The 14769-nt window shown below is 71.2% G+C and carries 12 protein-coding genes; 6 read left to right on the top strand and 6 right to left on the bottom strand.

Features of this window, described 5'->3' with window-relative positions; all coding sequences use genetic code 11:
* Positions 1–196 precede the first annotated feature (196 nt).
* Positions 197–2566 (top strand): glycoside hydrolase family 31 protein, encoded by a 2370-nt coding sequence (locus K3769_RS05105; RefSeq protein WP_267025262.1) that lies wholly within the window; start codon positions 197–199, stop codon positions 2564–2566.
* Positions 2567–2597: 31 nt separating this feature from the next.
* Here K3769_RS05105 and K3769_RS05110 read toward each other — a convergent pair whose 3' ends face one another.
* Together K3769_RS05110 and K3769_RS05115 are read right to left on the bottom strand one after the other, a co-directional pair.
* Entirely contained in the window at positions 2598–3134 is a 537-nt protein-coding gene (locus K3769_RS05110; protein WP_267025263.1) for an NUDIX domain-containing protein, read from the bottom strand.
* A 58-nt stretch (positions 3135–3192) separates the two neighbouring features.
* The gene (locus K3769_RS05115) at positions 3193–4014 is read right to left on the bottom strand and encodes a M15 family metallopeptidase (protein WP_267025264.1); all 822 of its coding nucleotides are present in this window, start codon (positions 4012–4014) and stop codon (positions 3193–3195) included.
* A gap of 371 nt (positions 4015–4385) precedes the next feature.
* Between K3769_RS05115 and K3769_RS05120 the strand changes: the two genes are divergently transcribed.
* The 4 genes from K3769_RS05120 to glpK all read left to right on the top strand — a co-directional run bounded on the left by K3769_RS05120 (position 4386) and on the right by glpK (position 8807).
* On the top strand, positions 4386–4832 hold the full coding sequence (locus K3769_RS05120; protein ID WP_267025265.1) for a Zn-ribbon domain-containing OB-fold protein: 447 nt from the start codon (positions 4386–4388) through the stop codon (positions 4830–4832).
* Positions 4829–6019 (top strand): lipid-transfer protein, encoded by a 1191-nt coding sequence (locus K3769_RS05125; RefSeq protein WP_267025266.1) that lies wholly within the window; start codon positions 4829–4831, stop codon positions 6017–6019. The genes K3769_RS05120 and K3769_RS05125 overlap by 4 nt, the downstream gene beginning before the upstream one ends.
* Positions 6020–6469: 450 nt before the next feature.
* Complete coding sequence (locus K3769_RS05130; protein WP_267025267.1) at positions 6470–7195, top strand: MIP/aquaporin family protein; 726 nt, start codon at positions 6470–6472, stop codon at positions 7193–7195.
* A 103-nt stretch (positions 7196–7298) separates the two neighbouring features.
* Positions 7299–8807, top strand: a complete 1509-nt coding sequence (gene glpK / locus K3769_RS05135) for a glycerol kinase GlpK (RefSeq protein ID WP_267025268.1) — start codon at positions 7299–7301, stop codon at positions 8805–8807.
* Positions 8808–8877: 70 nt separating this feature from the next.
* Here the strand turns inward: glpK and K3769_RS05140 are convergent, their stop codons facing one another.
* The 4 genes from K3769_RS05140 to K3769_RS05155 all read right to left on the bottom strand — a co-directional run bounded on the left by K3769_RS05140 (position 8878) and on the right by K3769_RS05155 (position 13353).
* Positions 8878–9483: a GTP-binding protein gene (locus tag K3769_RS05140; protein ID WP_267025269.1), complete on the bottom strand. Its 606-nt coding sequence runs from the start codon at positions 9481–9483 to the stop codon at positions 8878–8880.
* 61 nt (positions 9484–9544) lie between these two features.
* Entirely contained in the window at positions 9545–9940 is a 396-nt protein-coding gene (locus K3769_RS05145) for a DUF742 domain-containing protein (RefSeq protein WP_267025270.1), read from the bottom strand.
* A 9-nt stretch (positions 9941–9949) separates the two neighbouring features.
* Positions 9950–10390, bottom strand: a complete 441-nt coding sequence (locus K3769_RS05150) for a roadblock/LC7 domain-containing protein (RefSeq protein WP_267025271.1) — start codon at positions 10388–10390, stop codon at positions 9950–9952.
* Complete coding sequence (locus tag K3769_RS05155) at positions 10387–13353, bottom strand: sensor histidine kinase (RefSeq protein WP_267025272.1); 2967 nt, start codon at positions 13351–13353, stop codon at positions 10387–10389. Before K3769_RS05155 ends, K3769_RS05150 begins: the two co-directional genes overlap by 4 nt.
* A gap of 923 nt (positions 13354–14276) precedes the next feature.
* Here K3769_RS05155 and K3769_RS05160 point away from each other — a divergent pair.
* Positions 14277–14768: a hypothetical protein gene (locus K3769_RS05160; RefSeq protein WP_372515138.1), complete on the top strand. Its 492-nt coding sequence runs from the start codon at positions 14277–14279 to the stop codon at positions 14766–14768.
* Position 14769 lies beyond the last annotated feature (1 nt).

Raw genomic sequence — 14769 nt, forward strand, 5'->3', positions numbered from 1 at the left:
GCGCGCGTCGTGTGCGTGTACCACGCACGAACTGGGGTGTGCGGGTCACGCGGCTGAGACGGACGATGCCATGTGATCGACTTTGACACCAGGGTTGGCCCCACATGGTCCGCCCCGTGAACATGTGGTGGCGCCATGGATGAACGGAAGTTGAACGGAACGCTCATGGCTCCATTCGGGTGGCAGGCTGAGCAGCATGAACGGTCGTGACCTGGTGCGTTCGATAAAGGCGGTCGGTTCGGCGGGGGCGGGCCAGAGGCTGCTCACCGTGCGCGCCGCGTGGCGCAGGAGGCGTATCGACGCCGTCGGGCTGCCGGTGCGGGGTGCCGAACGCGCACGGGTCCCCGGGCCCCTGCTGTCCGCCGAGCCCTCGCCCGGCGGCGGCGTCGTCCGGTTCACCCGCTCGGAGCTGCGGATCACCGTCACGGCCGGTGGAGCGGTCTTCTGGGGCTGGGACGGGGCGGGGCCCGAGCCGTCGTACGCGCTCGCGGGCGGTGCTCCCGAGCCGGATCTCAGGGCCGTGCTGGAGCCGGACAAGGACGGCGCCTGGCGGGTGGTGGCGGAGCGGATGACGGTGGTCGTGTCGCGGCTCGGCGCCGTGGAGGTGCGTACGCCCGGCGGGGTGATCCTGCGGCGCGAGTTGCCGCCGCGCTGGTGGGAGTCGGCCGGTGGGGGCGGGGCTCGCTGGATGCAGCGCTCCGAAGTGGCCGCGGACGCGCGGTTCTTCGGCCTCGGCGGGCGGGCTTCGGGGCCCCGGCTGCGGGACGGGACGTACCGGCTGTGGAACACCGGCCCCGGGCACGCCTTCGGTCCCGGTGACGATCCGCTGTACCTCACCATGCCGGTGCAGATGGTGGTGGCGGACGCGGCGACGCACCTGGTGTTCCACGACAGTTCCTGGGACGGCAGCGTGACCCTGCGCGAGGGCGAGGAGGGTGCCGGGTCGGGGCATGACCGGGCCGGGGCGAGCGATCTGCGCATGGACGGCGGGCCGCTGCGCTGCTGGGTGATGGTGGGCACTCCCGCGCGCGTGCTGCAGAACTGGGCGTCCCTGACCGGTGCCGCCGCACTGCCGCCGCCCTGGGCCCTGGGGCACCACCACGTGCGGCGGCGCTCCGGGAGCGAGCAGGAGGTGCGGCGGATCGTGGGCGGTTATCACGAGCACGGACTGCCGCTGGACGCCGTGCACCTGGGTGCCGACCACTTCGAGGCGCACCGGACGTTCACGGCCGACCAGGACCGTTTTCCCAAGCTGCCGGTGCTCGCGGAGGAACTGCGCCGGGACGGGATCCGGCTGGTGTCGGTCGTGGAACCGGCCATCAGGGCCGAACCCGGCAACCCGGTGTACGACGTCGGGGCCGCCGAGGGCGTCTTCGTGCGGGACTCCGCCGGGGAGGTGGTGCGCGGTGTGGTCCGGTCGGGCGAGGCGGTCTATCCCGACTTCACGCGCGCGCGTACGCGCCGGTGGTGGGGCGGCCTCTACGAGGAGCGGTTGTCCCAGGGATTCGCCGGCTTCTGGCACGACCTGGACGAACCCGTGTCCCTGGCCGCTTTCGGTGAGGCCACGCTGCCCCGTTCGGCGCGGCACGACCTGGAGGGCCGTGGCGGCGACCATCGCGAGGCGCACAACGTGTACGCCCTCACCATGGCCCGCGCCGCGTACGAGGGGTTGGGCGAACTGGCGCCCGAGGAGCGGCCGTTCCTGGTCTCGCGTGCCGGGTGGGCCGGGACGCAGCGCTACGGAGGGGTCTGGCTGGGAGAGGCGGCCCCGGGCTGGCCCGGTCTGCGGGCGTCGCTGTCGCTGGTGCTGGGACTGGGCTTGTGCGGAGTGCCGTACTCGGGGCCGGACGCGGGCGGTGTCGACGAGGACCCCTCCCGCGAGCTGTATCTCCGGTGGGTCCAACTGGCCGCGTATCTGCCGTTCTTCCGTACGCACGCGGGTCCGCGGCCCGGGCAAGGTGAGCCCTGGGAGTTCGGTGCGGAGGTGCTGGAGCACGCGCGCGTGGCGCTCGTCGGGCGGCGGCGGCTGCTGCCGTACTTCATGACGCTGGCGCATCTGGCACGGCGTACGGGTGCGCCCTATGTCCGGCCGCTGTGGTGGGGCGTTCCGGAGGACCGGGCGTTGCGCGACTGCGAGGACGCCTTCCTGCTCGGTGACTGTCTCCTGGTGGCCCCGGTGCTCGATTCGGGGGCGGACCGGCGTGCCGTGCGGTTGCCGCGGGGCCGCTGGTACGACGTGGCGACCGAGAGGGTGTACGAAGGCCCCGCCCAGGTGCTGGTCGACGCGCCGCTGTCACGGATTCCGGTACTGGTCCGCGCGGGTGCGGTGCTGCCCGTACGCGGCGACGACGGCTCGCTGGAGCTGGAGGTGTGGGCGCCCGCCCACGGACGGACCGGGGGCGGGCTGGTGGTCACCGACTCCGGGGACGGCCGGGAGGAACCGGAGATCGAGCGTTATGTGACGCGTCGGCAGGGCGCGCGCGTGGTCGTGGAGCGGGAGGGCGAGGACGGCCCGGCCGAGCCGTCCCTTCCCGTACGGGTGCGGGGCCTGGGGCCGAGGCCCTGATGGGCGGGCTCCGGGAGCCCTCGGGGGTCTCTCAGACGTACCGGCCCTCGAACCATGCCCTGGCCGCCATGGTGTGCAGCGGGAAGGCGAGTTCGGCCGACCTGCGCAGGAGGTGCCAGCCCTCTGTCTCGTCCGTCGCGGCGGACGGCGGCAGGTCGTCGACGGGACGCTCCGGGAGGGCGCCGAAGAGCAGCAGGTGCCCGTCGGGTGAGCTCAGCGCGTCGACGAGGCGTACGTCGCGGCTCGCCGCGACGATGCCCGTCTCCTCCTTGAGCTCACGGACGACGGCCTGCCGCCAGTCCTCCCGGTGGTCGATGAAGCCTCCGGGCAGAGCGACGCCCCCGCGTGCGGGGGCGATGGTTCTGGTGATGACGACCAGGGCCGCGCCCTTGGTGTCGTACACGGGCTGCAGGGCCACCGCGACCGGCAACGGGTTGCGGTAGGCCACACCCCCGCAGGAGGCGCAGGTACGGGGCCAGCCGGAGACGCCTTCTCCGTAGGGTGCGCCGCAGCTCGAACAGTGGGTGCCCGGCGCGGAGTTGGCGGACGGGATTTGGGATGGAGACACGCCCGGGACTGTATCCGATGATCAGAAAGTTGTTTCGGCTGGCCGCCGCAGTGCCTGCTCAGTGGGGCGTGACGAGGGAGTGGGCCGAGACCGGGAAGTCGAAGTAGGTGTCGGGGTAGGCCTCGGGTTTGAAGGTGTAGTGCCACCATTCCTCCGCGAGATTCACGAAGCCGAGGTTTTCGAGCGTGTCCTTGAGAAGGAGCCTGTTGGCGCGCTGCTGTCCCTGGACGCGCGGGTCGAGTGTGTGCGACAGGGTGTCGAAGCAGTCGTAGCCCGTACCCATGTCCACCGAGTTGTCCGGGAAGCGCTCGCCCCGGGGTGCGAAGCAGGGCACGAGGGGTTCTCCGGGGACGTACGGCCGGGTCGGTTTCGCGGGAAGCCGCACGATCGTGAGGTCCATGGTCGAGCCGCGGCTGTGGCCGGACTTCTCGGCGATGTAACCGTCCTCGAAAAGCCGGGTCTTGTCGACGTTCGGGTAGAACTCGTCCTTCATGGCCTGGTCGTCGAGGTCCTTGGCCCAGCGGACGAAGTGGTCGACGGCTCGCTGGGGCCGGTAGCAGTCGTACACCTTGAGGGAGTAGCCCTGGGGCAGGAGTTGCCGCTGGGCCTCGTGGAGGGCTTCGGCGGCGGGTCTGGTGAGGATGCACAGCGGCTGGCGGTAACCGTCGACGCGCTCGCCCACGAAGTTGTGCGGGGTGAAGTAGCGGATCTCCTGGATGATCGTGCGGTCCACCGAACGGAGGGACACGAAGTCCTCGGGGGCCTTCGGTCCGGGTGTCGCCGTCGCGGTGGCGGAGGCGGCGCTGGCGGCGAGCAGGGCGGCGAGCGCGGTGACGAGCGCGGTGACGAGACCGCGTACCGCTGTGGTGAGTCGGGTCATGACCCATGCGTCTATCAGGCGCGGGTTCCCCGAGGGAAGTGATCGCATACGGTCCGCGTCGGATCGGCCGGCCGGGGCGGGCTCCGGAGGCGTGGAATCCGGGGGGCCGGAGCGGGTGGCTCCGGGTGCGGGACGACCGGGACCACCCCCGTGGGCTCCGGTCGTCCCCACCGATAACCGGACGCCCAGGAGGCCCCCGGCGGTTCTCCGCGGACATCCGCGGTTTCCCGTGCCGGGCGGCCACCCCGTGCACACTGCCCAATCGGCGTGACCCGTGGCAGACTTCTGACGTTCCGTCAGATCTGGCCTGTCCCGTTGTCCGGCCTGCCGGCCTGCCAGCCTGCCAGCCGATCCAGTGTGGTGGAGGAACCTTGTCGCGCACCCGTACACCCGTCGTCACCGGCTGGTTCGCCGGCGAGGGAGACGACTTCCGGCTCCTCGGCACGCGCTGCTCGGTCTGCGCGTCCGTGTTCTTCCCCCGTGAAGACGCCGCCTGCCGCAATCCGGGTTGCTCCGGCGGCGAACTGATCGAGGTATCGCTGTCGAGACGGGGCCGCGTCTGGTCGTACACGGACAGCCGGTACCGACCGCCGTCACCCTACGTGTCCGACCGGGAACTCAAATGGCAGCCCTACGCGTTGATCGCTGTGGAGCTGGCGGCCGAGCGTCTCGTGGTGCTCGGGCAGACGGTTCCCGGCGTCACCGTCGCCGATCTGGCGGTGGGCATGGAGGTGGAGGTCGTCCCGGGCGTGCTGAACGAGGACGCGGAGACGACCTGGACGACCTGGCACTGGCGGCCGACGGGGGTGACGGCATGACGGGTGAGGTGGCGGTGCTCGGCGCGGGCATGCACCCGTGGGGCAAATGGGGGCGGTCGTTCGTCGAGTACGGGACGGCGGCGGCGCGCGAGGCGCTGTCCGACGCCGGCCTGGACTGGCGTCAGGTCGGCTCGATCGTCGGCGCGGACACGGTGCGTGGCGGCTATCCGGGATACGTGGCGGGGGCGACGTTCGCCAAGGCGCTGGGCTGGCAGGGGGCCCGGGTGGCGAGTGTGTACGCGGCGTGCGCGTCGGGGGCGCAGGCGGTCGACACCGCGCGGGCACAGATCCTGTCGGGGCTCGCGGACGTGGTGCTCGTGGTGGGCGCGGACGCGGCGCCGAAGGGGTTCTTCCGGCCCGCCGGCGGGGACAGGCACGACGATCCGGACTGGCTGCGGTTCCGGGTCCTCGGAGCGACGAATCCGACGTACTTCGGGCTGTACGCGCGTCGGCGGATGGCCGTCCACGGGGACACCCTGGAGGACTTCGCACAGGTCAAGGTGAAGAACGCGGCCATGGGGGCGCTCAATCCGAACGCCCGCTACCGCAAGCGGGTCACCGCCGAGGAGGTCGCTGCGTCGGCCGTGGTCGCCGATCCGCTGCGGCTGCTCGACATCTGTGCCACCTCGGACGGCGGGGCGGCGCTGGTGCTGTCCAGCATGGAGTTCGCGCGTCGGCACGGGGCCGCGGATCCGGTGCGGATCCGCGCGGTGTCCACGGTGACGCCCCGCTATCCCACCACCGTGCTGGACCTGCCCGACATCGCGACGGACTCGGCGCTCGCGGTGGAGCCCGCCGCCGAGACGTTCCGCGCGTCGATCGCGCGGGCCGCCTACGAGGAGGCGGGGGTCGGTCCGCGGGACCTCTCGCTCGCCGAGGTCTACGACCTGTCCACGGCTCTGGAGCTGCAGTGGTACGAGGACCTGGGACTGTGCGGTGAGGGCGGCGCGGCCAAGCTCCTCGCGGAGGGCGCCACGGCACCGGGCGGACGCATACCCGTGAACATGAGCGGCGGGCTCTCCTCTTTCGGAGAGGCCGTTCCTGCCCAGGCCATCGCCCAGGTCTGCGAGCTCACCCGGCAGTTGCGGGGCACGGCGGGCGCCCGGCAGGTGGCGGGCGCGCGGGTCGGCGTCACCGCGAACCAAGGGCTGTTCGGGCACGGGTCGGCGGTGATCGCCGTCAGATGAGGCGGCGGACCGCTCCCCGCCGGTGTCCGCCGGGGTCGGTGGTTCGGGTGTGCTTCTCACGCCTCGCACCGTCAACGGCCGTACGCGCCAACGGGGGTGCGTATCAACGGACTTACGGCGGCGCACGGACGTGCGGAGTCCCGCGGTCGGGCGGGAGCGGTGGGTGCGAACCGTTCTCGCCCGCGACCTTGACGCTCCCACAGTGCCGGTGAACACTTCCGGTGTCAGTCGGCGTCGTCGCAATTCGGCGTATTCAGGCACAGCTCCGCGCGGGCCCTCGTTCGCGCCAACGGGCCGTTCCCCACCGGCGATTCGACTGCTACGGCACGCTCGTCGCGGAGGCCGGGCGGGGTGCGGGACCTCCCCGCCCTCGGCTGACGCAGCCATGGGAACGCACCCTGCACGGTGGACCGGGGCGGATCGGCCCCCGGTTTGGGCCTAGGAGCCGCCATGAGCAACGGAGATGTTTTCGTCGGTGAGGTCATCGGCACAGCGATCCTCATCCTCTTCGGCGCCGGAGTGGTCGCCGCTGTCGTTCTCAACTACTCCAAGGCGAAGGACGCCGGCTGGATAGTCATCGCCTTCGGCTGGGGCTTCGGCGTGCTGGCAGGCGCGTACACCGCCGCACCGCTGTCCGGCGGGCATCTCAACCCGGCGGTGACGCTCGGCATCGCGATCGACACCGGCGACTGGGACCAGGTCCACATCTACATCGCCGGGCAGATGGTCGGCGCGTTCCTCGGCGCGGTGCTGTGCTGGCTGGTGTACTACGCGCAGTTCCAGGCCAACGCCGACGACGAGATCGCGCAGCCGACGCTCGGGATCTTCTCCACCGCGCCCGAGATACGCCATCCCGTGGCGAACCTCATCACCGAGATCATCGCGACCGTCGGTCTGGTCCTGCCGATCCTGGCGTTCGGGCTCACCGAGGGGCTCGGCCAGTCCGGCACCGCGATCCTGATCGTCGCGTTCCTGGTGGTCGGCATCGGTCTGTCGCTCGGCGGGCCGACGGGGTACGCCATCAACCCGGCCCGCGACCTGGGCCCGCGGATCGCCCACGCCATCCTGCCGATCCCCAACAAGGGCACCTCGGACTGGAGTTACTCGTGGATCCCGGTGGTGGGGCCGCTGATCGGCGGAGCGCTGGCCGGGGTCGTCTTCAACGCGGCCTTCTGAACCCTGTCGTCGCCCTTCCCGCTGCCCGGACGGACGACGGGCAGCGGGAAGGTGACGCCGGGTTCCACTGCCGCCCTACGCAGAATCCGACGAAGGGGACGTCATGACGGACAAGTTCGTCGCCGCGATCGACCAGGGCACCACGTCGAGCCGTTGCATCGTCTTCAACCAGGACGGCGCGATCGTCGCCGTCGACCAGCGTGAGCACCGCCAGATCTTCCCCAAACCCGGCTGGGTGGAGCACGACGCCACCGAGATCTGGTCGAAGGTGCAGGCCGTGGTCGCGGGCGCGATCGCCAAGGCCGGGCTGCGCGCCGACCAGCTCAGCGCGCTGGGCATCACCAACCAGCGGGAGACGACGGTTCTGTGGGACCGGTCCACCGGCAAGCCCGTACACAACGCGATCGTCTGGCAGGACACCCGTACCTCCGCGCTCTGCGCCGAACTCGGCGGCGCGGACGGGCAGGACCGTTTCCGCGAGCAGACGGGCCTGCCGCTGGCCAGCTACTTCTCCGGGCCCAAGGTGGCCTGGCTGCTGGACAACGTGCCGGGTCTGCGGGCCCGTGCCGAACGCGGCGAGATCGCCTTCGGCACGATCGACTCCTGGCTCATCTGGAACCTCACCGGTGGCACCGACGGCGGCCGGCACGTCACCGACGTCACCAACGCCGGCCGCACCATGCTGATGAACCTCGAAACGCTCCAGTGGGACCGGTCCATCCTCTCCGCGATGAACGTCCCCGAAGCGGTCCTGCCCGAGATCAGGTCCTCCTCCGAGGTGTACGGCACCGCCGTGGGGCAGCTGGCCGGGGTTCCGGTCGCCTCCGCGCTGGGCGACCAGCAGGCGGCGGTGTTCGGGCAGGCCTGCTACGACGTGGGCACGGCCAAGAACACCTACGGAACGGGCAGCTTCCTGCTGCTCAACACCGGGAACCGGCCCGTTCCCTCGAAGAACGGGCTGCTGACCACCATGGGGTACAAGATCGGCACGGAGGCGCCGGTCTACTGCCTGGAGGGGGCCATCGCCATCACGGGCGCGCTGGTGCAGTGGTTCCGCGACCAGCTCGGCATCATCCGCAACGCCGACGAGATCGAGACCCTGGCGACGAGTGTCGACGACAACGGAGGCGCGTACATCGTGCCCGCGTTCTCGGGTCTGTTCGCGCCGTACTGGCGCTCCGACGCGCGCGGCGTCGTCACGGGGCTGACCCGGTACGTCACGAAGGGGCATCTGGCGCGGGCGGTCCTGGAGGCGACGAGCTGGCAGACGCGTGAAGTCGTGGACGCGATGTTCCAGGACTCCGGGGTGCAGATCACCACCCTGAAGGTCGACGGCGGCATGACCAAGAACAACCTGCTCATGCAGCACCAGGCGGACGTGCTCGACGTACCGGTGATCCGCCCGAAGGTCTCCGAGACGACGTGCCTGGGAGCGGCGTACGCGGCCGGGCTGGCGACCGGGGTGTGGAACGACCTCGACGAGCTGAAGTCGCACTGGCAGAAGGACGTCGAGTGGACGCCGTCCATGGAGGCGTCGGTCCGTGACCGCGAGTACGGCAACTGGCGCAAGGCGGTGGAGAAGAGCTTCGGCTGGCACGACGACGCGAACTGAGTCCGCGGAGACCCGTCGCGTACCGTTTCGCTTTTCGTGCCCCACGCGTGCGTGGGGCACGAAAAGCGTGTCAGCCGGTGACCGTGTGCCGGCGTTCCGCCGCGTACGCCATCGCGTGCTGGACGACCTCGATGAGGACCTCCTTGACCGACTCCCGGCCGCGTGCGTCGCACAGGACGACAGGGACCGCGGAGTCCAGGTCGAGGGCCTGCCGGACGTCCTCGACGGGGTACCGGGAGGCGCCCTCGAAGCAGTTGACGCCCACCACGAAGGGGATGGAGCGCCGCTCGAAGTAGTCGACCGCGGCGAAGCAGTCCTCCAGGCGGCGGGTGTCGGCGAGCACGATCGCGCCCAGGGCACCGGTCGCCAGCTCGTCCCACAGGAACCAGAAGCGGTCCTGGCCGGGGGTGCCGAAGATATACAGCACGAGGTCCTCGCGCAGCGTGATGCGGCCGAAGTCCATGGCCACCGTGGTGGTGTGCTTGCCCTCCACACCGCTGGTGTCGTCGACGGGACGGCCCGCCTCGGTCAGCAGCTCCTCGGTGCGCAGCGGCTTGATCTCGCTGACGGCCCCGACCAGGGTGGTCTTGCCGACGCCGAAGCCGCCCGCCACGAGGATCTTGAGAGTGACGGGCTCGACCGGGGCCTTGCCGCGTTCAGTGCGCCCGAAGATCATCGGTCTCTTCTCTCGCTTCTCGTTCGGGTGGTGTCTCGTGGCCTCTGTGCCGGCACAGGGGTCACAGGGCCCTGAGGCCGCTGATCACGTCTCGCAGAATGCTTTCGTCCGGCAGCTCCGCCGGGGGGACCGGACGGGTCACATGGACCAGTTCGTCCTGGACGAGGTCGCCGATGAGAACCCGTACGACCCCGATGGGCAGGTCGAGTTCGGCGGCCAGTTCGGCGACCGACTGGGGGGCGTCACGGCAGAGTTCGACGATGTCCACGTGTTCCGGGGACAGGGAGTTGTCCGCCTCGGGGTCGGAGGCGTACTCCTCCGCCACCACCACCGCGATCAGGTCGAGGCGGTGCTGGCCGGGGCTGGTGGTGCGACCCCGTGTCATGGCATACGGACGGACCACCGGTCCGGCCTCGTCGTCGAACCAGTGGGACAGCTCCTGCCCGTCTGCGCTCATGCCGACTCACTACCCGCCCGCGGACGGTTCGGTGCGGGGAGCGGCGGCGAGATGTACGCCGACCCGCTTCACCAGCAGCGTCATCTCGTACGCGACCTGCCCGACGTCGGAGTCGGCGTCGGACAGGACGGCGAGGCAGCTGCCGTCACCGGCGGCCGTGACGAACAGGAACGCCTCGTCCAGTTCGACCACCGTCTGCCGGACGCTGCCCGCGTCGAAGTGCCGGCCGACCCCCTTGGCGAGGCTGTGGAATCCGGAGGCGACGGCCGCGAGATGTTCGCTGTCCTCCCTCGTCAGATCGGTCGAGACCCCTGTGGGGAGGCCGTCTCCGGAGAGCACGAGCGCTTTGCGGATGCTGGCGACACGCGCCACCAGGTCGTCGAGGAGCCAGTTGAGCTCCCCCGTCGACGTGGTGGTCGTGGTGTGGCCGGCGGCCTTCGGTACGGTCATCGGCCGTCTCCCTTGATCGTTCCTGGTGCTGTGCCGTCCTGGGCCTCGTCGCCCGCGGCGTTCTCCTCGCGTCCGCGCCGCCAGCCCCGCTGGAGCGAGGCCATCCGGTTGCGTACCTCGTCCGCGTCACGCTCCGAGGGGTGGGTCGTACGGGCCGGGTCGCGCGCGGTGCGCGGATCGGGGCCTGCCTTCAACTGGGGGGCCAGGTTGGCCTGCCGTACCCGGCGGGGCAGGCCGGAAGCGGGGCCTCCGGCCGGTCCGGCGGTGCGGGCGCCCGCGAGGCCGGGTGCCGGACTGCCGGGGTGCGTGCCGTTCGGTTCGAGCCCGCGGCGCGATCCCCGCTGCGGCAGGGCCGGGGCCTCACCGGCTCCGCCCGGCTCACCGCCGCGGTCCGTGCCGCGGTCGAGGGCCGGGCGGCGCTCGCGGTCGGCCGGGGCGACACCGGAGCCCGTGGGCCGGTCGTCGGCCTCGCCCCCGCGGACGGCGAGCGGGTCCCCGGCCTCACGGCGTCCCGGCCCGCGCCTGGCGCCCCTCGACCGCTTCGGCAGCTCTTCGAGCACTCCCGAACGCTCGGACGACTCCTGGGGCTGGGACTGGGCCTGGGCCGACTGGGGCAGGTCCGCGACCTCACCGTCGTCCGGGCGGTCCGTCAGCTCGTCGCGCCGCGCTCTGCCGTGGGTCACGGGGCGGCCGTGCGAGCTGACCAGCTTGGGCGTGCGGCGGCGGGACAGCGAGACACCGGACCGCTCGTCGTCCTCGGAGGAGGGCGACGGCTCACGCGGTGCCTCGCGCGCCTCCTCCCCCGCCGTGCCGGCGACGGAGCGGCGCGGGCGGAAGATGCCGCCGTGTTCGCCGTCCTCGTCGTCGAGGGCGCCGGGGAAGTCTCCGAGGGGGTCCAGGCCGACGGGCGCCTCCAGTTCGACCGGTCCGTCGAGGATCGACGCCGACAGGCCGGGCAGCGTGACCGGCACCTGCGACAGGGCGGCTCTGCGGCCTTCGTCGGCCTCGTTCTTCGTGCTCCTGGAGGGGCCGGCCCGGTCGAGCCGGAACCCGACGCCGTTGGTGTCGGGCACGTCGTCCGTGAGCAGCGCGTCGGGCACGAAGACCACCGCGGTGGTCCCGCCGTACGGGGACGGCTGCAGGGAGACGCGTACGTTCTGCCGCTGGGCGAGCCGGCTGACCACGAAGAGCCCGAGCCGGTCGGTGTCGGAGAGCTCGAACTCGGGGGTCTCGGCCAGTCGGAGATTGGCGTCGAGGAGCGCCTCGGCGGCCATTCCGAGGCCGCGGTCGTGGATCTCCAGGGTGAAGCCGTTGGCGACGCGCTCGCCGAGCACCTGTACGGCCGTGTGCGGCGGCGAGAACACCGTGGCGTTCTCCAGGAGTTCGGCCACCAGGTGGGTGAGGTCCGCGACGGCGGATCCGGTGACCGCCATCCGCGGCAGCCGCCGGACCTCGATGCGCTCGTAGTCCTCGACCTCGGCGACGGCGGCGCGTACGACGTCCATCAGTTGGACGGGCTTGCGCCACTGGCGGGAGGGGGCCGCTCCGGAGAGGATCACCAGGCCTTCCGCGTGCCGGCGCATACGGGTCGTCAGGTGGTCGAGGCGGAAGAGGTCGGCGAGTTCGTCCGTGTCCTCCGTGCGCCGTTCCATCGTGTCGAGGAGCGTGAGCTGCTTGTGCAGGAGGACCTGGCTGCGGCGGGCGAGGTTCACGAAGACCTCGGAGACGCCGCTGCGCAGTTCGGACTGCTTCACCGCGGCCTCGACGGCGGACCGCTGGAGGCTGTTGAGGGCCTGGCTGACCTCGCCGATCTCGTTCTTCTCGTATTCGAGGCGCGGGACCTCGGTCTCGACGTCGACCTGTTCGCCCGCGGAGAGGCGGCGCATCACGCTGGGCAGCCGGACGCCGGCGGTCTCGTGGGCCTCCTGGCGGAGCCGGTGCAGGTCGCGGATGAGGCTTCGGCCGATGCGTACGGACATGAAGAGCGAGATGAGCACCGCGGCCAGGCCGAGCACGCCGGCGATGGACGCCTTGACGATGACGCCGACCGCGACGGGGCGCACCCGGTCCTGGAAGCGGTCGCCCGCCTGGGTGTTGTACTTGTCGAGGCCGTCGAGGACCTCGTCGGCGAGGCCGTCCCAGCTCTTCGCGGTGACGCCGCGCGGGGTGCCCGGCGCGGAGGCGAGGACGGACTGCTCGGCCACGCGCAGGGGTGCGGTGGCGGCGTTCTTCCAGTAGCGCTCGTAGCGGACACGCTCCGCGGCGGGCAGCTGCGGGAGGTTGATCTCGTACATGATCGTGCGCTGGGCGACGAGGTCGGAGACGTCGCGTGCCTCGTCGTGGGTGACCTTGCCGACGACGAGGGCGGATCCGAGCAGGGCGTCCTCGCGGGCGAGCAGTTCACGGGCGCGTGACATGTTGACGAGGGCGCGGCCCTGCTTGTCCACGTCCACGTTGTCGAGGATTCGGACGTTGGCCAGGAGGATGTAACAAGGGTCCACCAGGCGGTTGTAGAGGTCCAGGGCTTGGGCGCGGGTGACCGTGTTGTCCTCGACGCTCTGGCGCAGCGACTCGACGCCGTCGAAGGCGTCCAGGATCGCGGTGAGGCGCTCGGTGGTGTCGGAACCCATCTCGTCCCGTACGTCGGAGTCCCTGGCGTTCCTGCGGATCTTCGCGACGACCTCGTCGGTGGCGCTCCTGGTACGGCGCAGGTCGGTGAGGGCGTCGGACGCCCGGGGGTCCGCGAGGTAGACGAGGGTCTGACGGCGCTCGGCCTGCAGGACGCTGATGACGTCCTCGGTGGGATAGCCGATCTCCTGCACGATGAAGGTCGTGTCGAACAGCTGGTTGACCTCGCGGCCGGTGAGTACCGTGGCGAAGCCCCAGATTCCGGTCAGGGAGACCAGCGGCACGAGAAGCAGCGCCACGATCTTCCGGCGGATGGACTTCCCGCGAAAGCGCATGGCCTCCCCCAGCTCGGCCCCCGGGACCGGGGGCACACATGTACGGCAACAAACGGCGTGAGCCTACTACCGACACACAGGTATCTCGAAGGCCTGTCCGAGCCTGTCCGGGCCGACTCGGCGCGTAAGCGGAACGAGACATCCGCAGTTGTCCGTTCATTACGGGAGATTGCCTCCCTGAATCCGACACGGGAAAGTGAGTGGGGTCGAGTTCGGTGCGAGGAACCGGTTGGCCGAAATTTTTCGATCGCCGGGAATCTTCGGCTTACGTCGATCGTCTGTCTGTATGGAAGTTGGAGGCGGAATCGGCTGCAGGTGCCGGGTGCCGCGCCCAGGGGGCGTATAACAGCGCAAGCCGGGCAGCCGATGGGGAGCCGGAGTCTCGTGACACCGGAGCGAGCGGCTGTCGGGCGGTGGGGAGTGACGGGTTGATGGGCACGGCGGAGCGGTACGGGGCACGCGGTACGGGTGCCCCGACGATCGCGGAGGCGGAGCGGGGGTCACCGATCCCGCGTCGGGACATGCCTGCTGACATAGCGGCCGATCTCGCGGCGATGAACCTCGCGGCGGCGGAAGCCGACCGTGTGGCGGAGGCCAGGTGGAATGCGGCGATCGCGGTCGCGGCGGAAGCCGGAACCGCGCCGGCGGCGGAGGCGGGTGCCATGCCCGCACCGACGGCGGGCCCGAGGGCTTTGCCCGCGGTGGAAGCGGGCACGGCCGTTGCGCCTGCCGCGCGGTCCGGCACGAACGCGATGCCCGCGGCGGAGTTCACGAACGCGATGCCCGCGGCGGAGTTCGGGACGAGCGCTGTGCCTGACGTGGAGACCGGCACGGGCGCTGTGCCTGACGTGGAGAGCAGCACGAGAGGTGTGTCTGGTGCCGAGTTCGGTACGGACGTCGGGAGAGGGAACGGGACGGGGGCTGTGACGGGAGCCGGGGGCAAGTCCGTCGCGAGGAATGGGTACGGCCGGGTGTCCGAGGCCGGGGAGGAAGTCCTCCGGGAGGCCGAGGAGCAGGTGTACTACCGGCCCTTGTGGGTCGAGGAGCCCGCCACGCGGCGCCGGCTGCCCGATCCCGTGCGTACGTCGGCGGTGCGCGCCGTCATCATCATCGCGGTCACGCTGATCCAGGCGATGGTCGCCTTCCTGTGCACGCTGGCCGGTTCCTGGCTCGCGTTCCCCATGGTGCTGAGCAGCGTGGCGAGCACGGTGGTGGCCACCTGGGGCGCACTGGACGTCTGGGTGACGCGCCAGGTGTGGAACCAGCGCAACGGCGTGGTGTCGGAGCCGAGCAGCACGGCCCGTGCCCTGCGGCGCGAGCGGCGCAAGGCACGGCGTCAGGAACGGACTGCTGAGCGGACCAAGGAGCGGATACGCCGACGGGGCGGTCACGCGGGGCAGTTGTCGCACTCCTGAC

The sequence above is a fragment of the Streptomyces ortus genome (assembly GCF_026341275.1).
Lineage (GTDB): Bacteria > Actinomycetota > Actinomycetes > Streptomycetales > Streptomycetaceae > Streptomyces > Streptomyces ortus.

Excerpts from the sequence above, each read along its gene's own strand:
- K3769_RS05130 (WP_267025267.1), top strand. The coding sequence starts at position 6,470 with ATGAGCAACGGAGATGTTTTCGTCGGTGAGGTCATCGGCACAGCGATC.
- K3769_RS05105 (WP_267025262.1), top strand. The coding sequence starts at position 197 with ATGAACGGTCGTGACCTGGTGCGTTCGATAAAGGCGGTCGGTTCGGCG.
- K3769_RS05125 (WP_267025266.1), top strand. The coding sequence starts at position 4,829 with ATGACGGGTGAGGTGGCGGTGCTCGGCGCGGGCATGCACCCGTGGGGC.
- K3769_RS05145 (WP_267025270.1), bottom strand. The coding sequence starts at position 9,940 with ATGAGCGCAGACGGGCAGGAGCTGTCCCACTGGTTCGACGACGAGGCC.
- K3769_RS05115 (WP_267025264.1), bottom strand. The coding sequence starts at position 4,014 with ATGACCCGACTCACCACAGCGGTACGCGGTCTCGTCACCGCGCTCGTC.
- K3769_RS05140 (WP_267025269.1), bottom strand. The coding sequence starts at position 9,483 with ATGATCTTCGGGCGCACTGAACGCGGCAAGGCCCCGGTCGAGCCCGTC.
- K3769_RS05155 (WP_267025272.1), bottom strand. The coding sequence starts at position 13,353 with ATGCGCTTTCGCGGGAAGTCCATCCGCCGGAAGATCGTGGCGCTGCTT.
- glpK (WP_267025268.1), top strand. The coding sequence starts at position 7,299 with ATGACGGACAAGTTCGTCGCCGCGATCGACCAGGGCACCACGTCGAGC.
- K3769_RS05150 (WP_267025271.1), bottom strand. The coding sequence starts at position 10,390 with ATGACCGTACCGAAGGCCGCCGGCCACACCACGACCACCACGTCGACG.